This window comes from Streptomyces sp. HUAS MG56, assembly GCF_058673395.1.
This window is the reverse complement of sequence record NZ_CM178722.1, coordinates 6,084,747-6,109,422: the sequence shown is the minus strand read 5'-3', so window position 1 is coordinate 6,109,422 and position 24,676 is coordinate 6,084,747. Positions and strand designations below refer to the sequence as shown.

The following is a 24,676-nucleotide window of genomic DNA, read 5'->3' as shown; positions in this document are numbered from 1 at the left end:
CCGCGTCTCCTCAGGCCGACCTGCTCGACCTGCTCGGCCCGCTATATCCAGTCGTCGGGCTCCGGCTCCTCGTCGTGCTCCGGCCAGTCGGCGTCCTGCACGGCACCGACGGCCGGAGCCGAGCCCACCGCGCCCGTCGGCCCCGCCGAGCCCGCCGGATCGTCCAGGGAAGCCAGCACCGCCAGTACGCCCTCCCCGTACGTGGCCAGCTTCTTCTCGCCGACGCCGCTCACCGTGCCCAGCTCGCGCACCGAGGTGGGATTCAGGGTGACGATGGCGCGCAGGGTGGCGTCGTTGAAGACGATGTACGGCGGGACACCCTGCTCGCGGGCCTGTTCGGTGCGCCAGGCGCGCAGGGCCTCGAAGGCGGGCAGCAGCTCGTCGGGCAGTTCGGCCGCGGCGGCCTTGGCCTTGCTGCCGCCGGACGCGCCCGCCGACCGCGACCGGGCCACGGCCGGCTTCTTCGGCTCCTTGCGCAGCGGCACCTCCCGCTCCTGCCGCAGCACCGAGCCGCTCTCCTCGGTGAGCACCAGCGTGCCGTACTCCCCCTCGACCGCCAGCAGCCCCTGGGCCAGCATCTGGCGGATGGCGCCCCGCCACTCGGCCTCGGTGAGGTCCGTACCGATACCGAAGACGGACAGCTGGTCATGGTCGAACTGGATGACCTTGCCGGTGCGCTTGCCGAGCAGGATGTCGACGATCTGCACGGCGCCGAACTTCTGCCCGCGCTCGCGCTGGAGCCGTACCACGGTCGACAGCACCTTCTGCGCAGCGATCGTGCCGTCCCAGGTCTCCGGCGGGGTCAGGCAGGTGTCGCAGTTGCCGCAGCCCGCCGGATCGGGGTCCTGGCCGAAGTAGGCGAGCAGCTGGCCGCGGCGGCACTGGGCCGTCTCGCACAGCGCGAGCATCGCGTCGAGGTGGGCGGAGGCACGGCGGCGGAAGGCGTCGTCGCCCTCGCCGGACTGGATCAGCTTGCGCTGCTGTATGACGTCGTTCAGGCCGTAGGCCATCCACGCCGTGGACGGTTGTCCGTCGCGGCCCGCGCGGCCCGTCTCCTGGTAGTAGCCCTCGATCGACTTGGGCAGGTCCAGGTGGGCGACGAACCGTACGTCCGGCTTGTCGATGCCCATGCCGAAGGCGATGGTCGCCACGACGATCAGGCCGTCCTCGCGCAGGAACCGGGACTGGTGGGCGGCGCGCACGCCCGCGTCCAGGCCCGCGTGGTAGGGCACCGCCTCGATGCCGTTGGCGGCCAGGAACTCCGCCGTCCGCTCCACCGAGTTGCGCGACAGGCAGTACACGATGCCCGCGTCGCCCGTGTGCTCCTGCCGAAGGAAGGCGAGCAGCTGCTTCTTCGGGTCGGCCTTGGGCACGATCCGGTACTGGATGTTGGGCCGGTCGAAGCTGGCGACGAAGTGGCGGGCCGTCGGCAGGTTCAGCCGTTGGGTGATCTCCTGGTGGGTGGCGCGGGTCGCCGTGGCGGTGAGGGCGATCCGCGGGACGTCCGGCCAGCGCTCGCCGAGGAGGGACAGCGCGAGGTAGTCAGGGCGGAAGTCGTGGCCCCACTGGGACACGCAGTGCGCCTCGTCGATCGCGAAGACGGAGATCTTGCCGCGCGAGAGAAGGTCGAGCGTGGTGTCCAGACGCAGCCGCTCCGGGGCCAGGTAGAGCAGGTCCAGCTCGCCGGACAGGAACTCGGCCTCGACCAGGCGGCGCTCGTCGAAGTCCTGCGTGGAGTTCATGAAGCCGGCGCGCACACCGAGGGCGCGCAGGGCGTCGACCTGGTCCTGCATCAGGGCGATCAGTGGGGAGATCACCACGCCTGTACCGGGTCTGACCAGGGCGGGGATCTGGTAGCAGAGCGACTTGCCGCCGCCGGTCGGCATGAGGACGAGGGCGTCGCCGCCGGCCACCACATGCTCGATGATCGCTTCCTGCTCGCCGCGGAAAGCCTCGTATCCGAAGATCCGGTGCAGCGTGGCCAGCGCCTCGCTGTCGGCCGCGCCCGGCCCCTCGGTCACCTGTGGCATCTCGCTGATCCCGCCCGTCGCTTTCATGGTCCTGTCCCCCGCCGGTCCCCCGTGTGTCGTATCCCGACCGCTGCCTCCACGATAGGGGGCCGCACCGACAGCCACGGAGTTATCCACAGGCTCACTCCATTCTCCTGCGTGACTGCCGCTAACCTGACGCAACCATCCGGTCTCCGCCGCGGGAGCACACATGAACGTTGCCGTCGAGACTTCGGCACCCCCTGGCCCGTTCCTCGCGAAGGCGGATGGACGGCCGACGATCTGGACTCCCTTCCGGACCTTCCGCCCCGCACGCGGCTGATCGACGCGGTGCGCGAGACCAAACCCGTCAAGTACGCCCGCGTGAGATCCCCCACTGCTGGCGGGTCGAGAACGAGGACGGCCGGGCCGCTGTACACGTCTTCGAACTGGAACCGACGACCGGCGCCTGCACCGGCACCGCGGCCCGGCACCCGCCTCATGAGGGGTGCCGGGCCGCGGCATGTACAAGCAGAGCGTCAGCGCACGAAGACTCCCGCCTGGCTCGCCAGGTTCAGGAAGTACTGCGGGGCCACGCCGAGCACCAGGGTCACCGCCACGCCCAGGCCGATCGCGGCCATGGTCAGCGGGGACGGGACGGCCACCGTCGGGCCGTCCGGGCGCGGTTCGCTGAAGAACATCAGGACGATCACGCGGATGTAGAAGAACGCGGCGATCGCCGAGGAGATCACACCGATGACGACCAGCGGGGCCGCGCCGCCGGCCGCCGCCGCCTTGAACACGGCGAACTTTCCGGCGAAGCCGGAGGTCAGCGGGATGCCGGCGAAGGCGAGGAGGAAGACCGCGAAGACGGCTGCCACCAGGGGGGAGCGGCGGCCCAGCCCCGCCCACTTGGACAGGTGGGTGGCCTCGCCGCCCGCATCGCGCACCAGCGTGACCACCGCGAAGGCGCCGATCGTCACGAAGGAGTAGCCGGCCAGGTAGAAGAGGACGGACGAGACACCGTCCTTCGAGGTGGCGATGACACCCGCGAGGATGAATCCGGCGTGTGCGATCGAGGAGTACGCCAGGAGGCGCTTGATGTCGGTCTGGGTGATCGCGACGATCGCACCGCCCAGCATGGTGACGATCGCCACCGCCCACATGACCGGCCGCCAGTCCCAGCGCATGCCCGGCAGGACGACGTACAGCAGGCGCAGCAGCGCGCCGAACGCGGCCACCTTCGTCGCCGCCGCCATGAAGCCCGTCACCGGGGTCGGCGCGCCCTGGTAGACGTCGGGCGTCCACATGTGGAACGGCACCGCGCCCACCTTGAACAGCAGACCCATCACGATCATGGCACCACCCATGAGCAGCAGGGCGTCGTTGCCCATGGTGTTGGCGAGTGCCGGGTCGACGTTGGTGACCGTGCCGTCGACGACCTGCGCGATGCGCGCGTACGACACCGAGCCCGCGTAGCCGTAGAGCAGGGCGATGCCGAACAGGGTGAACGCCGAGGCGAACGCGCCGAGCAGGAAGTACTTGACCGCGGCTTCCTGCGACATCAGCCGCTTGCGGCGGGCCAGCGCGCACAGCAGGTACAGCGGCAGGGAGAAGACCTCCAGGGCCACGAACAGCGTCAGCAGGTCGTTGGCCGAGGGGAAGACCAGCATGCCCGCGATGGCGAACAGCAACAGCGGGAAGACCTCTGTCGTGGTGAAGCCCGCCTTCACCGCCGCCTTCTCGCCGTCGCTGCCCGGCACCGCGGCGGCCTGTGCGGCGAAGGAGTCGACGCGGCTGCCGTGCGCGGCCGGGTCCAGGCGGCGCTCGGCGAAGGTGAACAGGGCGACCAGTCCGGCCAGCAGGATCGTGCCCTGGAGGAACAGGGCCGGTCCGTCGACGGCAATCGCGCCCATGGCCGCGATGTGCGCCTTGGTGGTGCCGTAGCCGTCGGCCGCGAGCCCGACCACCGCGGCGAACGCGGCGCACAGGGCGACGACGGACACGAACACCTGGGCGTAGTAACGGGACTTGCGCGGGACGAACGCCTCGATCAGCACGCCGACCAGCGCGGCACCGACGACGATCAGCGTCGGCGACAATTGTCCGTATTCGATCTTCGGCGTCGGGATCTTAGCGATCGGATCGGCCGCGGTTGTCCACAGGCTGTGGACGGCTGCTGTGCTCACTTGGCCGCCTCCACCGAGGGCTTGGGGTCGGTCTTGTGTACGTCGGACATGGTCTGTTTGACCGCCGGGTTGACGATGTCCGTGACGGGCTTCGGGTAGACGCCCAGGAAGATCAGCAGCACGATCAGCGGGGCGACCACCATCAGCTCGCGCGCGCGGAGGTCGGGCATCGCCGAGACCGCGGGCTTCACCGGGCCCGTCATCGTCCGCTGGTACAGCACGAGGGTGTAGAGCGCGGCGAGGACGATGCCGAAGGTGGCGATGACGCCGATCGCCGGGTAGCGCGTGAACGTGCCGACCAGGACGAGGAATTCGCTCACGAACGGTGCGAGGCCGGGCAGGGAGAGGGTGGCCAGGCTGCCGATCAGGAACGTGCCGGCGAGTACCGGGGCGACCTTCTGCACCCCGCCGTAGTCGGCGATGAGCCGCGAGCCGCGCCGGGAGATGAGGAACCCGGCGACCAGCATCAACGCGGCTGTGGAGATGCCGTGGTTGACCATGTAGAGCGTGGCGCCGGACTGGCCCTGGCTGGTCATCGCGAAGATGCCCATGATGATGAAGCCGAAGTGCGAGATCGACGCGTACGCCACCAGGCGCTTGATGTCCCGCTGCCCGACGGCGAGCAGTGCGCCGTAGACGATGCTGATCAGGGACAGGACGAGGATGACGGGCGTCGCCCACTTCGACGCCTCCGGGAACAGCTGGAGGCAGAAGCGGAGCATCGCGAAGGTGCCCACCTTGTCGACGACCGCGGTGATCAGGACGGCGACCGGGGCGGTGGCCTCCTGCATGGCGTTGGGCAGCCAGGTGTGCAGCGGCCACAGCGGCGCCTTCACCGCGAAGGCGAAGAAGAAGCCGAGGAACAGCCAGCGTTCGGTGCTGGTCGCCATGTGCAGCGAGCCCGTCGCGCGCGCGTGCGCGATGTCCGCGAGGCTGAAGCTCCCGGCGACGACGTAGAGGCCGATCACCGCGGCGAGCATGATCAGGCCGCCGACGAGGTTGTAGAGGAGGAACTTCACGGCCGCGTACGACCGTTGCGTCGAAGCCGCCGCCTCGCCCTGTGCGTGGGCGCGGTCGCCGAAGCCGCCGATGAGGAAGTACATCGGGATGAGCATGGCTTCGAAGAAGATGTAGAAGACGAAGACGTCGGTGGCCTCGAACGAAATGATCACCATCGCCTCGACGGCGAGGATCAGCGCGAAGAAGCCCTGTGTGGGCCGCCAGCGCCGGCTTCCCGTCTCCAGCGGGTCGGCGTCGTTCCAGCCGGCGAGGACGATGAACGGGATCAACAGGGCGGTCAGCGCGACCAGCGCCACCGCGATGCCGTCCACGCCCAGCTCGTACCGCACCCCGAAGTCCGCGATCCAGGCGTGGGACTCGGTGAGCTGGTAGCGGGCGCCGCCCGGGTCGAAGCGGACCAGGATCGTGATCGCCAGGGCGAGTGTGGCGAGCGAGACGAGCAGCGCCAGCCACTTGGCGGCGGTACGCCGCGCGGCCGGTACGGCGGCCGTGGCGACGGCTCCCACGGCCGGGAGCGCCGCCGTCGCTGTCAGCAGAGGAAAGGACATCGGTATCAGACCGCCCTCATCAGCAGGGTCGCGGCGACGATGAGTGCCGCGCCGCCGAACATCGAGACCGCGTAGGAGCGGGCGAAGCCGTTCTGGAGCCGGCGCAGCCGCCCGGACAGGCCGCCGAAGCCGGCCGCCGTGCCGTTGACGACACCGTCGACCAGGGTGTGGTCGACGTACACCAGGGAGCGCGTCAGGTGCTCGCCGCCACGGACCAGGACCACGTGGTTGAAGTCGTCCTGGAGCAGGTCGCGGCGGGCCGCGCGGGTGAGCAGCGAGCCGCGCGGGGCGACGGCCGGGACGGGCCTGCGGCCGTACTGCGCCCAGGCGATGCCGACGCCGATGACCAGGCAGACCATGGTCGCCCCGGTGACTGTCCAAGCGCTGACCGGGGAATGGCCCTCGCTGTGTCCGGTGACCGGCTCCAGCCAGTGCAGGAAGCGGTCGCCGATGCTGAAGAAGGCGCCACCGAAGACCGAGCCGACGGCGAGCACGATCATCGGGATCGTCATGACCCTCGGGGACTCGTGCGGGTGCGGCTCGTTGCCGTTCGCGTCGGGCTGCCAGCGCTTCTCGCCGAAGAACGTCATCAGCATCACGCGCGTCATGTAGAAGGCGGTGATGGCCGCGCCCAGCAGGGCCGCGCCGCCGAGGATCCAGCCCTCGGTGCCGCCCTTCGCGAAGGCCGCCTCGATGATCTTGTCCTTGGAGAAGAAGCCGGACAGGCCCGGGAAGCCGATGATGGCGAGGTAGCCGAGGCCGAAGGTGACGAAGGTGACCGGCATGTACGTCCTGAGGCCGCCGTACCTGCGCATGTCGACCTCGTCGTTCATGCCGTGCATGACCGAACCGGCGCCGAGGAACAGCCCGGCCTTGAAGAAGCCGTGCGTCACCAGGTGCATGATCGCGAAGACGTAGCCGACGGGGCCGAGGCCCGCGGCGAGGATCATGTAGCCGATCTGCGACATGGTCGAGCCGGCCAGCGCCTTCTTGATGTCGTCCTTGGCGCAACCGACGATCGCACCGAACAGGAGCGTGACCGCGCCGACGACGGTGACCGCCAGCTGCGCGTCGGGGGCGGCGTTGAAGACGGCTCCGGAGCGGACGATCAGGTACACGCCCGCGGTCACCATCGTCGCCGCGTGGATCAGGGCCGAGACCGGGGTCGGGCCCTCCATGGCATCCCCGAGCCAGGACTGCAGCGGCACCTGGGCCGACTTGCCGCAGGCGGCGAGCAGCAGCATCAGGCCGATCGCGGTGAGCCTGCCCTGGGAGGCGTCGGTCGCGTGGCCGAGGACCGGCCCGAAGGCGAACGTCCCGTACGTCGCGAACATCAGCATGATCGCGATCGACAGGCCCATGTCGCCGACGCGGTTGACCAGGAAGGCCTTCTTCGCGGCCGTCGCGGCGCTGGGCTTGTGCTGCCAGAAACCGATCAGCAGGTACGACGCGAGACCGACGCCCTCCCAGCCGACGTACAGCAGCAGGTAGTTGTCGGCGAGGACGAGCAGCAGCATCGCCGCAAGGAACAGGTTGAGATAGCCGAAGAAGCGGCGGCGCCGCTCGTCGTGCTCCATGTACCCGACCGAGTACAGGTGGATCAGCGAGCCGACGCCCGTGATGAGCAGGACGAACGTCATCGACAGCTGGTCGAGGCGGAGGGTGGCGTCCGCCTGGAAGCCGGCCACCGGGACCCAGCTGAACAGGTGCTTGATCAGGGTGCGGTGTTCGGCGTTCTTGCCGAGCAGGTCGGCGAAGAGGACCAGGCCGAACACGAAGGAGGCGGCCGACAGGAGCGTGCCGATCCAGTGGCCGACGCGGTCCAGGCGCCGGCCGCCGGTCAGCAGGACGGCCGCTCCGAGCAGGGGCGCCGCGATGAGCAGCGCGATCAGGTTCTCCACGATTCTTCCGACCCCTTACAGCTTCATCAGGCTGGCGTCGTCGACCGAGGCCGAGTGGCGGGTACGGAACAGCGACACGATGATCGCGAGGCCCACCACGACCTCCGCGGCGGCGACGACCATCGTGAAGAACGCGATGATCTGGCCGTCGAGGTTGCCGTGCATCCGGGAGAAGGTGACGAACGCGAGGTTGCAGGCGTTCAGCATCAGCTCGATGCACATGAAGACCACGATGGCGTTGCGCCGGATCAGGACGCCGGTCGCGCCGATCGTGAACAACAGGGCCGAGAGATACAGATAGTTGACCGGGTTCACTTCGACGCCTCCTCGGACCGCTTGAACGTCGTCGGTTCGATCGCCGTACGCTCCAGGCGCTCCTGCGAACGCTGCTCCAGCGCCCGCAGGTCGCCGAGCGCCTCCGCCGAGACGTCGCGGATCTGGCCGCGTTCGCGCAGCGTCTTGCTGACGGTCAGCTCGGACGGGGTGCCGTCGGGCAGCAGGCCGGCGATGTCCACGGCGTTGTGCCGGGCGTAGACACCGGGGGCGGGCAGCGGCGGGACGTGCTTGCCCTCGCGGATGCGCTGTTCGGACAGCTCGCGCTGGGTCTTGGCGCGCTCGGTGCGCTCCCGGTGCGTGAGCACCATGGCGCCGACGGCGGCCGTGATCAGCAGGGCGCCGGTGATTTCGAAGGCGAAGACGTACTTGGTGAAGATGAGGGAGGCGAGGCCCTCCACGTTGCCGTTCGCGTTCGCCCGGCCGGTGCCGTTGAACTCCTTCAGCGAGGCGTTGCCGATGCCGGCGAACAGCAGCACACCGAAGCCGACCCCGCACGCAAGGGCCAGCCAGCGCTGACCCTTGATGGTCTCCTTCAGCGAGTCCGCGGCCGTCACGCCGACGAGCATCACCACGAACAGGAACAGCATCATGATCGCGCCGGTGTAGACGACGATCTGCACGATGCCGAGGAAGTAGGCGCCGTTGGCGAGGTAGAACACCGCCAGGACGATCATGGTCCCGGCGAGGGAGAGGGCGCTGTGCACGGACTTCTTCATGAAGACGGTGCACAGGGCGCCGATCACCGCGACGGTGGCGAGCACCCAGAACTGGAAGGCCTCGCCGGTGGAGGTGGTGTAGGCCGCGAGCTGCGCGCTCATGCGTCCACCTCCCGCTCCTGGCCCTGGCCCTGGCCCTGGTCCTGGTCCTGGTCCTGCTGCCGGTCCTCGGGGGACTCGCCCTTGGAGACGGCGACCTGCCGTACGGTGCCGGGCGCGGCCTGGGTCACCAGACCGCGGTAGTAGTCCTGTTCGTCGGTGCCCGGGAAGATCGCGTGGGGCGTGTCGACCATGCCGTCCTCAAGGCCGGCGAGCAGCTGCTCCTTGGTGTAGATGAGGTTGGCGCGGCTGGAGTCGGCCAGCTCGAACTCGTTGGTCATCGTGAGCGCGCGCGTGGGGCACGCCTCGATGCACAGGCCGCACAGGATGCAGCGGGCGTAGTTGATCTGGTAGACGCGGCCGTACCGCTCACCCGGCGAGTAGCGCTCCTCGTCGGTGTTGTCGGCGCCCTCGACGTAGATCGCGTCGGCGGGGCAGGCCCAGGCGCACAGTTCGCAGCCGACGCACTTCTCCAGGCCGTCCGGATGGCGGTTGAGCTGGTGCCGTCCGTGGAACCGCGGGGCCGTGGTCTTCTTCTGCTCGGGGTACTGCTCGGTCAGCCGCTTCTTGAACATGGCCTTGAAGGTCACGCCGAAGCCGGCCACGGGGTTCAGGAAACCGGGCTTGGTCTCCTTGGGCTCCTCAGCCATCGGACGCCTCCTTTCCATCCGAAGATCCGTCACTGACAGTGTCCGACCCGCCACTGACAATCAGCTCCCGCTCGCTGCGGGGGCGGCGCCTCGGCACCGGCGGGAGCTCCTGCCCGGGCAGCGGCGGGACCGGGAATCCGCCCGCCATCGGGTCGAACCCGGCCTCCTGCGCGGCGGGCTGCTCGGTCTCCTTCGTCTTCTCGCGGAACATGTCGGCGACGAAGGAGAGCAGCAGCAGGGCGAGGACTCCGCCGCCGACGTAGAGGGCGATGTCGGCGAAGTCGTAGTGCTCGTTGCGCAGGGCCCGTACCGTCGCCACCAGCATCAGCCAGGTCACCGAGACCGGGATGAGGACCTTCCAGCCGAGCTTCATCAACTGGTCGTAGCGCACGCGCGGGAGCGTGCCGCGCAGCCAGATGAAGAAGAACAGCAGCAACTGGACCTTGATCACGAACCAGAGCAGCGGCCACCAGCCGTGGTTGGCGCCCTGCCAGAAGGTGCTGATCGGCCAGGGGGCGCGCCAGCCGCCGAGGAAGAGCGTGGTCGACACGGCCGAGACTGTCACCATGTTCACGTACTCGGCGAGCATGAACATCGCGAACTTGATGGACGAGTACTCGGTGTTGAAGCCGCCGACCAGGTCGCCCTCGGACTCCGGCATGTCGAAGGGGGCGCGGTTGGTCTCGCCGACCATCGTGACGATGTAGAGGATGAAGGAGACCGGCAGCAGCAGGATGTACCAGCGGTCGTGCTGCTGCTCCACGATCGTGGACGTCGACATCGACCCCGAGTAGAGGAACACGGAGGCGAACGCGGCGCCCATGGCGATCTCGTAGGAGATCATCTGTGCGCAGGAGCGCAGGCCGCCGAGCAGCGGGTAGGTGGATCCGGAACTCCAGCCCGCCAGCACGATGCCGTAGATGCCGACGGAGGCGACCGCGAGGATGTAGAGCATCGCGATCGGCAGGTCGGTGAGCTGCATCGTGGTGCGGTGGCCGAAGATCGAGATCTCGTTGTCGGCCGGGCCGAAGGGGATCACCGCGATCGCCATGAAGGCCGGGATGGCCGCGACGATCGGCGCGAGGACGTAGACCACCTTGTCCGCGCGCTTGACGATGAGGTCTTCCTTGAGCATCAGCTTCACGCCGTCGGCGAGCGACTGGAGCATGCCCCAGGGGCCGTGCCGGTTGGGGCCGATGCGCAGTTGCATCCAGGCGACGACCTTGCGCTCCCAGACGATGGAGAACAGCACGGTCACCATCAGGAAGGCGAAGCAGAACACCGCCTTGACGACGACCAGCCACCAGGGGTCGCGGCCGAACATCGAGAGGTCTTCAGCGGCGAGGAACGGGCTCATGCCTCCACCTCCTTGGGGGCCTCTCCGGCGACTGCCGCCGGGCCGATGCGGACGAGGGAGCCGGGCTGTGCCCCGGTGTCGGAGGCGACGCCGGCACCGGCGGAGTTCAGCGGGAGCCAGACCACGCGGTCGGGCATCTCGGTGACCTGGAGCGGGAGTTCGGTGGTGCCGGCCGGGCCGGTGACGGCGAGGAGTTCGCCGTCCCGCACGCCCGCCTCGGCGGCCGTGGCCGCCGACACGCGCGCGCGTGCGGCGTGCCGGGTGCCGGCGAGCGCGTCGTCGCCCTGCTGGAGGACGCCCTGGTCGAGCAGCAGCCGGTGCCCGGCGAGCACGGCCTCGCCGACGGCCGGACGCGGCAGCACGCCCGAGGACTCCTGGGGCTCGGTGGCGTGCGGGCCGTCCCAGGAACCGAGCCGGTCGATCTCCGCGCGCGCGGTGCGCAGATCCGGCAGACCGAGGTGGACGTCCATGGCGTCGGCGAGCATATGGAGCACGCGCGCGTCGGTCGGCGCGAGACGGCGGGTCATCTGGTCGGGCTTGAGGGCGGCCTCGAAGAGCCGCACCCTGCCTTCCCAGTTGAGGAAGGTGCCCGCCTTCTCTGCGGCCGCGGCGACCGGCAGGACGACGTCGGCGTGCTGCGTGACCTCGCCGGGCCGCAGCTCCAGCGAGACCAGGAAGCCGACGCTGTCCAGTGCCTCACGCGCGCGTGCCGGGTCGGGCAGGTCGGCGACCTCCACGCCGGCGACGACGAGCGCGGACAGTTCGCCCGTGGCGGCGGCCTCCAGGATGTGGTGCGTGTCGCGGCCGTAGCGCAACGGGAGTTCGGCCAGCCCCCAGGCGGCGGCGACCTCCTCCCGCGCGCGCGGGTCGGTCGCCGGGCGGCCGCCCGGCAGCAGCGACGGCAGCGCGCCGACCTCGACGGCGCCGCGTTCACCGGCCCGGCGCGGGATCCACACCAGCCGGGCGCCGGTCGCGGTGGCGGCGCGGACGGCGGCGGTGAGGCCGCCCGCGACCGAGGCGAGCCGTTCGCCGACGACGATGACCGCGCCGTCGCCGCGCAAGGCCTCCGCCGCGCGCGCGCCGGGCTCCTCCAGGCCGACGCCGCTCGCGAGGGCGTCCAGCCACTCGGTCTCGGTGCCCGGCGCGGCCGCCAGCAGCGTGCCGCCCGCCTTCTGGAGGCCCCGCGTCGCGTGCGTGGCCACCGCGAAGACCTGCTGCTTGTGCCTGCGCCAGGCCTTGCGCAGCCGCAGGAAGACGCCGGGCGCCTCCTCCTCGGACTCGAAGCCGACCAGCAGGACGGCGGGCGCCTTCTCCAGGGAGGTGTACGTGACGCCCGTACCGTCGAGGTCACGGCCGCGGCCGGCCACCTGGGACGCCAGGAAGTCGGCTTCCTCGCCGCTGTGCACGCGCGCGCGGAAGTCGATGTCGTTGGTGTCGAGCGCCACGCGCGCGAACTTGCTGTACGCGTAGGCGTCCTCGACGGTGAGCCGGCCGCCGATGAGGACGCCGGCCCGGGAGCGGGCTGCGCTCAGCCCACGCGCGGCCGCGTCCAGGGCCTGCGGCCAGGAGGCGGGCTCCAGGACGCCGTCGGCATTGCGGACCAGCGGGGTGTCGAGGCGGTCCTTCGCCTGCGCGTACCGGAACGCGAAGCGTCCCTTGTCGCAGATCCACTCCTCGTTGACCTCGGGGTCGTTCTCGGCGAGCCGCCGCATGACCTTGCCGCGCCGGTGGTCGGTGCGGGTGGCGCAGCCGCCGGAGCAGTGCTCGCACACCGAGGGCGAGGAGATGAGGTCGAAGGGGCGGGAGCGGAAGCGGTAGGCGGCCGAGGTCAGGGCGCCGACCGGGCAGATCTGGATGGTGTTGCCGGAGAAGTACGACTCGAACGGGTCGCCCTCGCCGGTGCCGACCTGCTGGAGTGCGCCCCGCTCCAGCAGCTCGATCATCGGGTCGCCCGCGATCTGGTTGGAGAACCGGGTGCAGCGGGCGCACAGCACGCACCGCTCGCGGTCGAGCAGCACCTGGGTGGAGATCGGTACGGGCTTCTCGTAGGTGCGCTTCTTCCCGTCGAAGCGGGACTCGGCGTTGCCGTGCGACATGGCCTGGTTCTGCAGCGGGCACTCGCCGCCCTTGTCGCAGACCGGGCAGTCCAGCGGGTGGTTGATGAGCAGCAGCTCCATCACGCCGTGCTGGGCCTTCTCGGCGACCGGCGAGGTGAGCTGGGTCTTCACCACCATGCCGTCGGTGCACGTGATGGTGCAGGACGCCATCGGCTTGCGCTGGCCCTCGACCTCGACGATGCACTGGCGGCAGGCGCCGACGGGGGCGAGGAGGGGGTGGTCGCAGAACCGGGGGATCTCGACGCCGACCTGCTCGGCGGCCCGGATGACCAGGGTGCCCTTGGGCACGCTGATCTCGATGCCGTCGATCGTCAGCGTGACGAGGTCCTCCGGCGGGACCGCCGCCTGCCCCCCTCCGGTGGGGGCGCTGGTGGTCACGGTCATGCGTTCACCTCCGGGCGGTCCGCCCAGGCCGTCGACTTGGCCGGGTCGAAGGGGCAGCCCCGGCCCGTGATGTGCTGCTCGTACTCCTCGCGGAAGTACTTCAGCGAGGAGAAGATCGGGGACGCGGCGCCGTCGCCGAGGGCGCAGAACGACTTGCCGTTGATGTTGTCGGCGATGTCGGCGAGCTTGTCGAGGTCGGACATGACGCCCTTGCCCGCTTCGATGTCCCGCAGCAACTGCACCAGCCAGTACGTCCCTTCGCGGCAGGGCGTGCACTTGCCGCAGGACTCGTGCGCGTAGAACTCGGTCCAGCGGGTCACCGCCCGCACCACGCAGGTCGTCTCGTCGAAGCACTGGAGCGCCTTGGTGCCGAGCATGGAACCAGCGGCGCCCACTCCTTCGTAGTCGAGAGGGACGTCGAGGTGTTCGTCGGTGAACATCGGCGTCGAGGAGCCGCCGGGCGTCCAGAACTTGAGGCGGTGGCCGGGCCGCATCCCGCCGCTCATGTCGAGGAGCTGGCGGAGCGTGATGCCGAGCGGTGCCTCGTACTGGCCGGGGCTCGCGACGTGGCCGCTGAGCGAGTAGAGCGTGAAGCCCGGGGACTTCTCGCTGCCCATCGACCTGAACCAGTCTTTCCCGTTTTTCAGGATGGCGGGAACCGACGCGATCGACTCGACGTTGTTCACAACAGTCGGGCAGGCATAGAGCCCTTCGACAGCAGGGAAGGGAGGACGCAGCCGCGGTTGACCACGGCGGCCTTCGAGCGAGTCCAGCAGTGCGGTCTCCTCACCGCAGATGTACGCGCCCGCGCCCGCGTGCACGGTGAGCTGGAGGTCGAGCCCGCTGCCCAGGATGTTCTCGCCGAGGTAGCCCGCCGCGCGGGCCTCGCGCACGGCCTCGTGCAACCGCCGCAGAACGGGGACGACTTCACCACGCAGATAGATGAAGGCATGCGACGACCTGATGGCGTAACACGCGATCACAATGCCCTCGATGAGGCTGTGCGGGTTCGCGAAGAGGAGCGGGATGTCCTTGCAGGTCCCTGGCTCCGACTCGTCGGCGTTGACAACTAGATAGTGCGGTTTTCCATCACCCTGCGGAATGAACTGCCACTTCATTCCGGTCGGGAACCCCGCGCCACCGCGGCCGCGCAGACCGGAGTCCTTGACGTACGCGATCAGGTCGTCCGGCGACATGGCGAGTGCCTTGCGCAGCCCCTCGTACCCCTCGTGCCTCCGGTAGACGTCCAGCGTCCAGGACCGGTCCTCGTCCCAGAAGGCCGACAGCACGGGTGCGAGCAGCTTCTCGGGGCTGGTGTCCTTGAGTTCGGCTGCCACGGTCATCACTCCCCCTCCTCTGCGTCCTGGTCGGCGGACGGCGTGTCCTGGGGTTCCTCGTGCGGACCTCCGCGCGGATGGACCACGCGCGCGGGTGCGGCCTCTCCCCTTGCCAGGCGAAGGCCCACCAGCGACGCGGGTCCCGCACTGCCGCCCTCCTCGACGGCCCCGGGCCGCTCGTCGGGGAAGCCGGCCAGCATCCGCGCGGTCTCCTTGAAGGTGCACATCCGCGCCCCGCGCGTGGGCTGCACGGGCCGCCCCGCGCGCAGGTCGTCGACCAGGCGCTTGGCGCTGCCGGGCGTCTGGTTGTCGAAGAACTCCCAGTTGACCATCACGACCGGCGCGAAGTCGCAGGCCGCGTTGCACTCGATGTGCTCCAGGGTGACCTTGCCGTCACCGGTGGTCTCGCCGTTGCCGACGCCCAGGTGCTCCTGGAGGGTCTCGAAGATCTCGTCGCCGCCCATCACCGCGCACAGCGTGTTGGTGCACACGCCGACCTGGTAGTCACCGGACGCCTTGCGCCGGTACATGGTGTAGAAGGTGGCGACGGCGCTGACCTCGGCCGTGGTCAGGTCCAGCACGTCCGCGCAGAACCGCATTCCGGTGCGCGTGACGTGGCCCTCCTCCGACTGCACGAGGTGGAGCAGAGGCAGCAGGGCGGAGCGGGAGTCCGGGTAGCGCGCGACGATCTCGCGCGCGTCCGCCTCCAGCCGGGCCCGGACGTCGTCCGGGTACGCGGGCGCGGGCAGTTCGGGCATGCCCAGGCCGACGCCCCGCTCCGAAGAAGAGGTGGTCACCGGTCGACGCCTCCCATCACGGGGTCGATGGACGCGACGGCGACGATCACGTCGGCGACCTGGCCGCCTTCGCACATCGCCGCCATGGCCTGCAGGTTGGTGAAGGACGGGTCGCGGAAGTGGACCCGGTAGGGGCGGGTGCCGCCGTCGGAGACGGCGTGCACGCCGAGTTCGCCCTTGGGGGACTCGACGGCCGCGTAGGCCTGTCCCGGCGGGACACGGAAGCCCTCGGTGACGAGCTTGAAGTGGTGGATCAGGGCCTCCATGGAGGTGCCCATGATCTTCTTGATGTGGTCGAGGGAGTTGCCGAGTCCGTCCGGTCCCAGGGCGAGCTGGGCGGGCCAGGCGATCTTCTTGTCGGCGACCATGACCGGTCCGGGCTGGAGCCGGTCCAGGCACTGCTCGACGATCCCGAGCGACTGGCGCATCTCCTCCAGGCGGACCAGGAAGCGGCCGTAGGCGTCGCAGGTGTCGGCGGTCGGGATCTCGAAGTCGTACGTCTCGTAGCCGCAGTACGGCTGGGCCTTGCGCAGGTCGTGCGGCAGGCCCGCGGAGCGCAGGATCGGGCCGGTGGCGCCGAGGGCCATGCAGCCGGCCAGGTCGAGGTAGCCGATGTCCTGCATGCGGGCCTTGAAGATGGGGTTCCCGGTGGCGAGCTTGTCGTACTCCGGGAGGTTCTTCTTCATCTTCTTCACGAACGCGCGGATCTGGTCCACCGCGCCGGGCGGCAGGTCCTGGGCGAGTCCGCCGGGCCGGATGTACGCGTGGTTCATGCGCAGGCCCGTGATGAGCTCGTAGAGGTCGAGAATCATTTCACGATCGCGGAATCCGTAGATCATGATCGTGGTGGCGCCCAGCTCCATGCCGCCGGTGGCGATGCACACCAGGTGGGAGGAGAGCCGGTTCAGCTCCATCAGGAGCACCCGGATGATCTTGGCGCGCTCGGTGATCTCGTCCTCGATGCCGAGGAGTTTCTCGACGGCGAGACAGTAGGCGGTCTCGTTGAAGAAGGACGTGAGGTAGTCCATGCGCGTGACGAAGGTGGTGCCCTGCGTCCACGTGCGGAATTCGAGGTTCTTCTCGATGCCGGTGTGCAGATAGCCGATGCCGCAGCGGGCCTCGGTGACGGTCTCGCCCTCGATCTCCAGGATCAGGCGAAGCACTCCATGGGTGGACGGGTGCTGCGGACCCATGTTGACGACGATGCGTTCGTCGTCGGCGCGGGTCGCGGACTGGACGATCTCGTCCCAGTCGCCACCGGTGACCGTATATACGGTGCCCTCGGTGGTCTCGCGCGCCGATGCGGCGTCGGCCGCGGATGCTGACTGCGTGCTCACGAGTACGACCTCCGCTGGTCCGGAGCCGGGATCTGGGCGCCCTTGTACTCGACGGGGATGCCGCCGAGGGGGTAGTCCTTGCGCTGCGGGTGGCCCTGCCAGTCGTCCGGCATCATGATCCGCGTCAGGGCCGGGTGACCGTCGAAGACGATCCCGAAGAAGTCATAGGTCTCGCGCTCGTGCCAGTCGTTCGTCGGATAGACGGGGACCAGGGACGGGATGCGCGGGTCGCTGTCGGGAGCGCTGACTTCGAGGCGGATCAGCCGGTTGTGGGTGATCGAGCGCAGGTGGTAGACGGCGTGCAGCTCGCGGCCCTTGTCGTTCGGGTAGTGGACGCCGCTGACGCCGGTGCACAGCTCGAAGCGCAGGGCCGGGTCGTCGCGCAGGGTGCGGGCGACACGGACCAGGTGCTCGCGTTCGATGTGGAAGGTCAGCTCGGCGCGGTCGACGACCGTCTTCTCGATGGCGTTCTCCGGGAGGAGTCCCTGTTCCTCCAGGGCGCCTTCGAGTTCGTCGGCGACCTCGTCGAACCAGCCGCCGTAGGGCCTGCTCGCGGGACCCGGGAGGCGGACCGAGCGGACCAGTCCGCCGTAGCCGGAGGTGTCGCCGCCGTTGTTGGCGCCGAACATGCCGCGCTGGACGCGGATCTCCTCGCCGCCCTGGCCGCGCTGGCCGGGGAGGTTGGAGGCGGACAGGTCCTTCTCCGGGTTGACGCCGTTCGCGGATCCGTTCGCGCCGCCCGTGCCGTTGCCGTTCGCGTCGCTCACCGCAGCAGCCCCTTCATCTCGATCGTGGGCAGGGCCTTGAGCGCCGCCTCCTCCGCCTCGCGGGCGGCTTCCTCGGCGTTCACGCCGAGCTTGGAGGTCTGGATCTTCTGATGGAGCTTGAGGATCGCGTCCATCAGCATCTCGGGGCGGGGCGGGCAGCCCGGCAGGTAGATGTCGACCGGGACGATGTGGTCGACGCCCTGGACGATCGCGTAGTTGTTGAACATGCCGCCCGAGGAGGCGCAGACGCCCATGGAGATCACCCACTTGGGGTTGGGCATCTGGTCGTAGACCTGCCGGAGCACCGGCGCCATCTTCTGGCTGACCCGGCCGGCGACGATCATCAGGTCGGCCTGGCGCGGCGAGCCGCGGAAGACCTCCATGCCGAAGCGCGCCAGGTCGTAACGGCCGGCGCCGGTCGTCATCATCTCGATGGCGCAGCACGCGAGGCCGAAGGTGGCCGGGAAGACGGACGCCTTGCGCACCCAGCCCGCGGCCTGCTCGACGGTGGTGAGCAGGAAACCGCTCGGCAGCTTTTCTTCGAGTCCCATGTCGTTAAAGGCCCCTCAGTCCCATTCCAGGCCGCCGCGCCGCCATACGTACGCGTACGCGACGAAGACGGTGAGCACGAAGAGCAGCATCTCCACGAGCCCGAAGATCCCCAGGGCGTCGAAGGTGACGGCCCAGGGGTAGAGGAAGACGATCTCGATGTCGAAGACGATGAAGAGCATCGCCGTCAGGTAGTACTTGATGGGGAAGCGCCCGCCGCCGGCCGGCGTGGGGGTCGGCTCGATACCGCATTCATAGGCCTCGAGCTTCGCGCGGTTGTACCGCTTCGGCCCGATCAGCGTGGCCATGACCACGGAGAAGATCGCAAAGCCTGCCCCGAGGGCTCCCAGTACGAGGATGGGCGCATACGCGTTCACCGCTCCTCGCTCCTCTCAGTCGGCGCTGACTGCTGGCGGTTCACAGGGCCCACACCCGCCTCACCGGTCCCACGCGCCCCGCTCGTCCCGGGCGAAGATCGAGAACATGTGAAGCAGGTCACAAGCCCAACTGCCTCGCATCTTATGCCCGCCGCTCTGTGATCTGCGACACGGGGTATTCCACAAGCTTTGTGATCTCCACCACCTGACGAAGGATCATGAAGTCGGATGATGGGTGATCTTCATACGCGAAGCGTTCAGTTGATCACCAGAAGTGACATTCCGGCTTGTCGTCGCAGGCCGGAGGGGGCGTCTCAATATCAAGAGACTTCGCTTGCATGCAAATTGGTGCTGGACGCGACTGCCTGCTAGAGGGCCGCGTTCACACATCAGGGGGAGCGCGGAGCGCGATGTGGACGCGTGCGCGCGTTCACGAGCTCCGCGCACACGGGACGCCACCCTTCCGGTAACCGTTCCGTGACCTCCGCCACATCGATGAGAGGGTCATGAGAACCGGGGTTGGCCAACCATCCCAACCGGTGGTAGGTGCGGGGCAATTCGGACGTAATGATCAAAGACCGTGATCAAGGGCTTGATCGCCAACGTCCGCTATGTCCGTTACGGCGTCAATAAAGAGCGACACACCCGGGATTCAGGGTCTCGATTGAGCAACTGTGGCGCAGCACACGTTTCTTGAAGATATGAAGGAGCCCCTGGTACCCGTTGTCCTCATGTCCCACACCGCTCACATACGCAGCCACCGGAAGCCCCGCCGCAGCGCGTCGACCTTCGCGATGCGGGCCGGAGTTGCCGGTGGCGTCCTCGGCACTCTGGCAGTCGCCGGGGCGTCCGGCTCGGCGAACGCGGCCGAGCCGGTGACGCAGACCCTCGAACTGCCCACCCTGACGGCCGACCTGGCCGCCCAGGCCGCCCAGTCCGCGGACGCCACGCAGCAGGCCGCCGCGAACTACCAGCTCCAGGCGGAGCGCGACGCGGCCGCCGCGAATGCCGCGAAGCAGGCCAAGGCGGACCTCGCCGAGGCCCAGCAGAAGGCCGCGGCGGCCAAGAAGAAGGCCGAGGAGCAGGCCCGCATCGAGGCCGCCGCCCGTGCCTCGCGCAACGCGGAGCGCACCACGCTCTCCGCCTCGTCGAGCACCGGCACCTCCTCCACCGACACCGGCTCCGCGACCGGTTCGGCCGCCACGGTCATCGCCTTCGTGAAGGCGCAGATCGGCAAGTCCTACGTCCTGGGCGCCTCCGGCCCGAGCGCCTACGACTGCTCCGGCCTGGTGCAGTCCGCCTTCAAGCAGATCGGCGTCGACCTGCCGCGCGTCTCCCAGGACCAGTCGACCCAGGGCACTCAGGTCTCGCTGAGCAACCTCCAGCCGGGCGACATCCTCTACTGGGGCGGCGCGGGCAGCGCGTACCACGTGGCGGTGTACGTCGGCGACGGTATGTTCGTCGGCGCGCAGAACCCGTCCACCGGCATCGTCGAAAGGCCGCTGTCGTACGACCCGCCGACCGGCGCCGTGCGGGTGCTCTGAGGGCACCGGCACCACTCAACGCGCGTAGGGCCGCAGCCGCTCGGGGGCAGCGGCCCTTGCGCCGTACCTGCGTGCGGGCCGGTCCTTCCTGACATGCTCGGTCCGGGCCGTCGTACGGCGGTCCGGTCACGAGCGAAGGAGACCGCGCGATGCCACGCGTGTTCGTACAGGGAAGTCCCGTCGACTACTACCCGCGCCACGCCCCCGAGTCCGGGCGTGGGACGGTGCGCCGGGTCACCGAGGTCGGCGAGGAGGTCCTGCACAAGCCGTGCCGGGACGTCACGGAGTTCGGGCCCGACCTCGCCGCGCTCATCGACGACATGTTCCTCACCATGTACGTCGCCGAGGGAGCCGGCCTCGCGGCCAATCAAGTGGGCGTCGATCTGCGTCTGTTCGTGTACGACTGCCCCGACGACGATGGTGTCCGACATGTCGGGCACATCGTCAATCCCGTGCTGGAGTCCGCCCCGGCCGGGCGTCGGCTGATCGACGAGGGCGAGGGCTGTCTGTCGGTGCCGGGCGCCGTGATGGCCGTACCGCGGCCGGAGCGCGCCGTCGTGCGCGGGCAGGACAGGGACGGCCGTCCGCTCGTCATCGAGGGCACGGGATATTTCGCCCGCTGTCTGGCCCACGAGACCGACCACACCCACGGGCACGTCTACCTGGACCGGCTCTCCACACGCGAGAAGAAGAACGCGCTGCGGCAGATGGCGGACCGGCGGGACGAGGTCTTCGCCCGCCGGGCCGCCCGCACCGGGGAACTGAGCCGGCCCTAGGGGGTGCTCACGCCTTCGGGGCCACCCGGCTCAGGCCGTTGATCACGCGGTCCATCGCGTCGCCGCCCGTGGGGTCGGTGAGGTTCGCGAGGAGCTTGAGGGTGAACTTCATCAGCATCGGGTGTGTGAGGCCGCGCTGGGTGGCGATCTGCATGACCTTCGGGTTGCCGATGAGCTTCACGAAGGCGCGGCCGAGCGTGTAGTAGCCGCCGTAGGTGTCCTTGAGGACGCGCGGGTACCGCTGGAGGGCGATCTCGCGCTGGGCGGGCGTGGCCCGCGCGTGGGCCTGGACGACGACGTCGGCGGCGATCTGGCCGGACTCCATGGCGTAGGCGATGCCCTCGCCGTTGAAGGGGTTCACCAGGCCGCCGGCGTCACCGACGAGCAGCAGCCCGCGCGTGTAGTGCGGCTGGCGGTTGAAGGCCATGGGCAGGGCGGCGCCGCGGATCGGGCCGGTCATGTTCTCGGGGGTGTAGCCCCAGTCCTCGGGCATGGAGGCGCACCAGGCCTTGAGGACCTCGCGCCAGTCCAGTTCCTTGAAGGAGGCGGAGGTGTTCAGCACACCGAGGCCCACGTTCGACGTGCCGTCGCCCATGCCGAAGATCCAGCCGTAGCCGGGCAGCAGGCGGTCCTCGGCGCCGCGGCGGTCCCACAGTTCCAGCCAGGACTCCAGGTAGTCGTCGTCGTGGCGGGGCGAGGTGAAGTAGGTGCGCACGGCGACCCCCATCGGGCGGTCCTCGCGGCGGTGCAGGCCCATCGCGAGGGACAGCCGGGTGGAGTTGCCGTCGGCGGCGACGACCAGCGGCGCGTGGAAGGTGACCTCGCGCTTCTCCTCGCCGACCTTGGCGGTCACACCGGTGATGCGGCCCGTGCGGTCGTCGATGACCGGGGCGCCCACGTTGCAGCGCTCGTACAGCCGCGCCCCCGCCTTCTGCGCGTTGCGGGCGAGCTGCTCGTCGAAGTCGTCGCGCTTGCGGACGAGTCCGTAGTTCGGGTAGGCGGCGAGATCCGGCCAGTCCAGCTGGAGGCGGGAGCCGCCCCCGATGATGCGCAGGCCCTTGTTGCGCAGCCAGCCGGCCTCCTCGGAGATGTCGATGCCCATGGCGACGAGCTGCTTCACCGCGCGCGGGGTGAGGCCGTCGCCGCACACCTTCTCGCGCGGGAACGCGGTCTTCTCCAGGAGCAGGACGTCGAGACCGGCCTTTGCAAGGTGGTAGGCGGTCGTGGAGCCGGCCGGCCCCGCGCCGACGACGATCACGTCGGCGGTGTTCTCGGAGAGGGGCTCCTTCACGACGGTCACGGCGGGATCTCCCCAAGTTCGAAATCTGCGTGCCGACCGGCACTGGACATGGGCAGTCTATTCAGCAGAATTGATCACCCGGATGAAGGGCTGCCCTGTGAACCGACCCCTCCCCGCGGTACGACTGCGCGTCCCTACGCACGAGGACGCCGTCGCCTGGCACCGGCTCTTCGGAGATCCCGAGGTCATGGAGTTCTACGGCGGCAGGCCGGCGGCCCTCTCCGTCTACGAGGAACTCACCGCGCGCCAGCGGCGGCACGACGCGGAGCTCGGCTTCTGCCTGTGGACGATGCTGGACGGGACCGGCGAGGTCATCGGGTTCACCGGCGCCCAGCCCTGGCGGCCCGCCTGGGGTCCGGTCGGCGAGACGGAGATCGGCTGGCGGCTCGGTCGCACGCACTGGGGCAAGGGGTACGTCACGGCGGCCGCGCGCGAGACGCTGGAGCGGGTGCGGGCGGCCGGGGTGAAGGAGGTCGTGGCGATGGTCCGGCCCGGCAACGAGCGGTCGATCGCGGTGACCCGGCGGCTCGGCATGCGGCCGGCGGAGACCTATCCGCACCCGACCCTGGGCGAGCGGGCCCTCTGCTTCCGGCTCGCCCTCGACTCCCCCGTCGCTCCCGTCGTCAAGGGCGACAAGGGCGACAACGGCGACCGCCTCAATAACGCAGAGTAGTCATCTGTTACAGAAAGACACCGGATCCTTCCGGCCGGGAGGCGCGGGAGTTACCCTTCCAGTACCGCTGGGGGTGACATCTGTGCGCATAACACCCAAAACACCCGAAGTGCGTGTGCCACGGCTGGTCGGACTGATGGCCGTGGACGCGCGCGAAACGGCCCGGGCGCGGGGCCTGTTCCTCAACGCGCCGGACCGCCCGGACTTCCACCACACCGTTGTCGACTACGTCGTACGCCAGTATCCGCCGCCCGGCGCCGAGGTGCCGCCGGACTCGATGGTGTACGTGTGGTTCGACTTCGGGGAAGGCGAGGGCGGCGGAGGCGTGCGCGAACCGCGCATCCCGCGCCCGCCGAGCGGCGGGATGCAACGCGAACTCGGCGAGCCCGGCGACGCCTTCGAGATGATCAACCGGTGAGACACCGACGGGGGTTCAGCTCTCCTTGAAGCCCCGGTGCAGCGCGACCACACCGCCGGTGAGGTTGCGCCACGCCACCTTCGTCCAGCCCGCCTTGCGCAGCCGTTCGGCGAGGGCGGGCTGGTCGGGCCAGGCACGGATGGACTCGGCGAGGTAGACGTAGGCGTCCGGGTTCGAGGAGACCGCGCGCGCGACCGGCGGCAGCGCCCGCATCAGGTACTCGGTGTAGACGGTGCGGAAGAGCGCCCAGGTCGGCGTCGAGAACTCGCAGATCACCACGCGGCCGCCGGGGCGGGTCACCCGGTGCATCTCCCGCAGGGCCGCGTCGAAGTCCTGGACGTTGCGCAGTCCGAAGGAGATCGTCACGGCGTCGAAGGTGTCGTCCCTGAACGGCAGTCGCGTCGCGTCCCCGGCCGTGAACGGCAGCCAGGTGTGCTTCCGCTTGCCGACCCGGAGCATCCCGACCGAGAAGTCGCAGGGGACGACGTACGCGCCCGTCCGCGCGAAGGGCAGCGAGGAGGTGGCCGTACCGGCCGCGAGGTCGAGGATCTTCTGCGCGGGGCGCGCGTCGACCGCCTTCGACACCTCCTTGCGCCAGCGCCGGTCCTGGCCGAGCGACAGCACGTCGTTGGTCAGGTCGTACCGTTCCGCCACGTCGTCGAACATCGAGGCGACTTCGTGCGGCTGCTTGTTCAGGGAGGCGCGGGTCACCCGCCCATTGTTGCAGCCCGGCCTCCGGGGACGAGGGCGGGCTTCCTGACGCATCAGCGGCAGCCCGAACCGCAGGTACGTGCGCAGGTACCAGAGTCCGGCCGTGGACGGCTGGGCCCGGTCAGCGGCCCCGGTACACCAGCCGGCCGCCCAGCACGGTCGCCACGCAGGTCACCGCGCCGCGCTCGCTCAGGGCCGGCTCGTCGGGGACGTCGAACACGGCGAGGTCGGCCCGGCCGCCGACGGTCAGGGGGCCGTGGACCGTGCCGGCGAGGTCGTACCCCTCGGCGAACGGGTCGAGGTCGGGACACTCGCCCAGCAGCATGCCGGGGGCGCCCTGGACACCCACGACCGTCAGCCCGGACCGGGCGACGGCCGTGGCCACCAGCGGATCGCCGAAGCGTGCACCCGGGGACGCGACCGCCGTCGTGCCGTACCGCAGCATCCGCTGCACACCCCGCCGGACACTGCCCGACCAGCGGCTCTCGGCGAGGTCGCCCAGGGCGGCCAACCGCTCGCCCCACAGCGGCAGTTCGCCCAGCTCGTCGGCTTCGCGCGGGTCGGGGTGGTAGCAGCGGCGCAGCAGCCACAGCGGGTGCCACTGGCGCAGCCCCGGGGTGAGCACGCCCGGCCAGCGCCGCACCCGCGCGCCCGGAGCCGCGGCGACGGCCTCCTCGTACGGCCCGACGGCCGTGATCCGGTCGCCGTCCACCACCACAGCCCCGTCCTCGACGGGTGCCGCGCCCACCGGCAGGACCAGCGGGGCGGCGTGGATCGTCAGCACG

22 protein-coding genes and 1 pseudogene are annotated in these 24,676 nt (G+C 69.8%); 5 read left to right on the top strand and 18 right to left on the bottom strand.

The window, feature by feature from the left end; translation table 11 throughout:
- Positions 1-41: 41 nt before the first annotated feature.
- On the bottom strand, positions 42-2,057 hold the full coding sequence (gene recQ, locus AC4OXY_RS28895) for a DNA helicase RecQ (protein WP_402064149.1): 2,016 nt from the start codon (positions 2,055-2,057) through the stop codon (positions 42-44).
- A gap of 163 nt (positions 2,058-2,220) precedes the next feature.
- Here recQ and AC4OXY_RS28890 point away from each other — a divergent pair.
- Positions 2,221-2,482 (top strand): annotated as a pseudogene (locus tag AC4OXY_RS28890) (hypothetical protein); the annotation flags it as partial.
- Positions 2,483-2,527: 45 nt separating this feature from the next.
- Here AC4OXY_RS28890 and nuoN read toward each other — a convergent pair.
- The 14 genes from nuoN to AC4OXY_RS28820 are packed head-to-tail and all read right to left on the bottom strand — an operon-like array spanning position 2,528 to position 18,469.
- Positions 2,528-4,177, bottom strand: coding sequence for an NADH-quinone oxidoreductase subunit NuoN (nuoN, locus tag AC4OXY_RS28885; RefSeq protein WP_356027562.1), 1,650 nt, complete (start codon positions 4,175-4,177; stop codon positions 2,528-2,530).
- Positions 4,174-5,745, bottom strand: a complete 1,572-nt coding sequence (locus AC4OXY_RS28880; RefSeq protein WP_356027565.1) for an NADH-quinone oxidoreductase subunit M — start codon at positions 5,743-5,745, stop codon at positions 4,174-4,176. The genes nuoN and AC4OXY_RS28880 overlap by 4 nt, the downstream gene beginning before the upstream one ends.
- Positions 5,746-5,750: 5 nt before the next feature.
- Positions 5,751-7,646 (bottom strand): NADH-quinone oxidoreductase subunit L, encoded by a 1,896-nt coding sequence (nuoL, locus tag AC4OXY_RS28875; RefSeq protein WP_491991324.1) that lies wholly within the window; start codon positions 7,644-7,646, stop codon positions 5,751-5,753.
- A gap of 15 nt (positions 7,647-7,661) precedes the next feature.
- A complete protein-coding gene (gene nuoK / locus AC4OXY_RS28870) occupies positions 7,662-7,961 on the bottom strand; it encodes an NADH-quinone oxidoreductase subunit NuoK (protein WP_071384283.1) in 300 nt (99 codons plus the stop codon).
- A complete protein-coding gene (locus tag AC4OXY_RS28865) occupies positions 7,958-8,800 on the bottom strand; it encodes an NADH-quinone oxidoreductase subunit J (RefSeq protein ID WP_356027570.1) in 843 nt (280 codons plus the stop codon). The genes nuoK and AC4OXY_RS28865 overlap by 4 nt, the downstream gene beginning before the upstream one ends.
- Positions 8,797-9,447, bottom strand: coding sequence for an NADH-quinone oxidoreductase subunit NuoI (gene nuoI / locus AC4OXY_RS28860; RefSeq protein WP_376293496.1), 651 nt, complete (start codon positions 9,445-9,447; stop codon positions 8,797-8,799). The genes AC4OXY_RS28865 and nuoI overlap by 4 nt, the downstream gene beginning before the upstream one ends.
- Positions 9,440-10,804, bottom strand: coding sequence for an NADH-quinone oxidoreductase subunit NuoH (gene nuoH, locus AC4OXY_RS28855; RefSeq protein WP_362822981.1), 1,365 nt, complete (start codon positions 10,802-10,804; stop codon positions 9,440-9,442). Before nuoH ends, nuoI begins: the two co-directional genes overlap by 8 nt.
- Positions 10,801-13,305, bottom strand: coding sequence for an NADH-quinone oxidoreductase subunit G (locus AC4OXY_RS28850; protein ID WP_491991323.1), 2,505 nt, complete (start codon positions 13,303-13,305; stop codon positions 10,801-10,803). Before AC4OXY_RS28850 ends, nuoH begins: the two co-directional genes overlap by 4 nt.
- A complete protein-coding gene (nuoF, locus tag AC4OXY_RS28845) occupies positions 13,302-14,651 on the bottom strand; it encodes an NADH-quinone oxidoreductase subunit NuoF (protein ID WP_356027579.1) in 1,350 nt (449 codons plus the stop codon). Before nuoF ends, AC4OXY_RS28850 begins: the two co-directional genes overlap by 4 nt.
- Positions 14,648-15,439: an NADH-quinone oxidoreductase subunit NuoE gene (gene nuoE / locus AC4OXY_RS28840; RefSeq protein WP_356027582.1), complete on the bottom strand. Its 792-nt coding sequence runs from the start codon at positions 15,437-15,439 to the stop codon at positions 14,648-14,650. Before nuoE ends, nuoF begins: the two co-directional genes overlap by 4 nt.
- A complete protein-coding gene (locus AC4OXY_RS28835) occupies positions 15,436-16,776 on the bottom strand; it encodes an NADH-quinone oxidoreductase subunit D (protein WP_356027584.1) in 1,341 nt (446 codons plus the stop codon). The genes nuoE and AC4OXY_RS28835 overlap by 4 nt, the downstream gene beginning before the upstream one ends.
- Positions 16,773-17,543 carry an NADH-quinone oxidoreductase subunit C gene (locus AC4OXY_RS28830; protein WP_356027587.1) on the bottom strand — a complete coding sequence of 257 codons (771 nt, stop codon included), beginning with the start codon at positions 17,541-17,543 and terminating at the stop codon, positions 16,773-16,775. Before AC4OXY_RS28830 ends, AC4OXY_RS28835 begins: the two co-directional genes overlap by 4 nt.
- Positions 17,540-18,094, bottom strand: a complete 555-nt coding sequence (locus AC4OXY_RS28825) for a NuoB/complex I 20 kDa subunit family protein (RefSeq protein ID WP_003998928.1) — start codon at positions 18,092-18,094, stop codon at positions 17,540-17,542. The genes AC4OXY_RS28830 and AC4OXY_RS28825 overlap by 4 nt, the downstream gene beginning before the upstream one ends.
- A gap of 15 nt (positions 18,095-18,109) precedes the next feature.
- Positions 18,110-18,469 carry an NADH-quinone oxidoreductase subunit A gene (locus AC4OXY_RS28820; RefSeq protein ID WP_003992243.1) on the bottom strand — a complete coding sequence of 120 codons (360 nt, stop codon included), beginning with the start codon at positions 18,467-18,469 and terminating at the stop codon, positions 18,110-18,112.
- A gap of 731 nt (positions 18,470-19,200) precedes the next feature.
- On the opposite strand from AC4OXY_RS28820, the gene AC4OXY_RS28815 reads away from it, so the two are divergent.
- Complete coding sequence (locus AC4OXY_RS28815; RefSeq protein ID WP_356027590.1) at positions 19,201-20,013, top strand: C40 family peptidase; 813 nt, start codon at positions 19,201-19,203, stop codon at positions 20,011-20,013.
- A gap of 149 nt (positions 20,014-20,162) precedes the next feature.
- Entirely contained in the window at positions 20,163-20,789 is a 627-nt protein-coding gene (gene def / locus AC4OXY_RS28810) for a peptide deformylase (protein WP_356027593.1), read from the top strand.
- Positions 20,790-20,796: 7 nt separating this feature from the next.
- On the opposite strand, the gene AC4OXY_RS28805 is transcribed toward def, so the two are convergent.
- Positions 20,797-22,089 carry a geranylgeranyl reductase family protein gene (locus AC4OXY_RS28805; RefSeq protein WP_376293502.1) on the bottom strand — a complete coding sequence of 431 codons (1,293 nt, stop codon included), beginning with the start codon at positions 22,087-22,089 and terminating at the stop codon, positions 20,797-20,799.
- 97 nt (positions 22,090-22,186) lie between these two features.
- Between AC4OXY_RS28805 and AC4OXY_RS28800 the strand changes: the two genes are divergently transcribed.
- Together AC4OXY_RS28800 and AC4OXY_RS28795 are read left to right on the top strand one after the other, a co-directional pair.
- On the top strand, positions 22,187-22,762 hold the full coding sequence (locus AC4OXY_RS28800) for a GNAT family N-acetyltransferase (RefSeq protein WP_376293505.1): 576 nt from the start codon (positions 22,187-22,189) through the stop codon (positions 22,760-22,762).
- Between the two features lie 109 nt (positions 22,763-22,871).
- Positions 22,872-23,180 (top strand): PASTA domain-containing protein, encoded by a 309-nt coding sequence (locus tag AC4OXY_RS28795; protein WP_356027600.1) that lies wholly within the window; start codon positions 22,872-22,874, stop codon positions 23,178-23,180.
- A 15-nt stretch (positions 23,181-23,195) separates the two neighbouring features.
- Here AC4OXY_RS28795 and AC4OXY_RS28790 read toward each other — a convergent pair whose 3' ends face one another.
- Together AC4OXY_RS28790 and AC4OXY_RS28785 are read right to left on the bottom strand one after the other, a co-directional pair.
- Complete coding sequence (locus AC4OXY_RS28790; RefSeq protein ID WP_491991322.1) at positions 23,196-23,891, bottom strand: demethylmenaquinone methyltransferase; 696 nt, start codon at positions 23,889-23,891, stop codon at positions 23,196-23,198.
- Between the two features lie 121 nt (positions 23,892-24,012).
- Entirely contained in the window at positions 24,013-24,675 is a 663-nt protein-coding gene (locus AC4OXY_RS28785; protein WP_376293508.1) for an amidohydrolase family protein, read from the bottom strand.
- Between the last annotated feature and the right edge of the window lies 1 nt (position 24,676).

Coding starts and splice junctions, on each gene's coding strand:
- AC4OXY_RS28880 (WP_356027565.1), bottom strand. CDS start 5,745: ATGTCCTTTCCTCTGCTGACAGCGACGGCGGCGCTCCCGGCCGTGGGA.
- AC4OXY_RS28825 (WP_003998928.1), bottom strand. CDS start 18,094: ATGGGACTCGAAGAAAAGCTGCCGAGCGGTTTCCTGCTCACCACCGTC.
- nuoH (WP_362822981.1), bottom strand. CDS start 10,804: ATGAGCCCGTTCCTCGCCGCTGAAGACCTCTCGATGTTCGGCCGCGAC.
- def (WP_356027593.1), top strand. CDS start 20,163: ATGCCACGCGTGTTCGTACAGGGAAGTCCCGTCGACTACTACCCGCGC.
- recQ (WP_402064149.1), bottom strand. CDS start 2,057: ATGAAAGCGACGGGCGGGATCAGCGAGATGCCACAGGTGACCGAGGGG.
- AC4OXY_RS28815 (WP_356027590.1), top strand. CDS start 19,201: ATGTCCCACACCGCTCACATACGCAGCCACCGGAAGCCCCGCCGCAGC.
- AC4OXY_RS28865 (WP_356027570.1), bottom strand. CDS start 8,800: ATGAGCGCGCAGCTCGCGGCCTACACCACCTCCACCGGCGAGGCCTTC.
- nuoI (WP_376293496.1), bottom strand. CDS start 9,447: ATGGCTGAGGAGCCCAAGGAGACCAAGCCCGGTTTCCTGAACCCCGTG.
- AC4OXY_RS28850 (WP_491991323.1), bottom strand. CDS start 13,305: ATGACCGTGACCACCAGCGCCCCCACCGGAGGGGGGCAGGCGGCGGTC.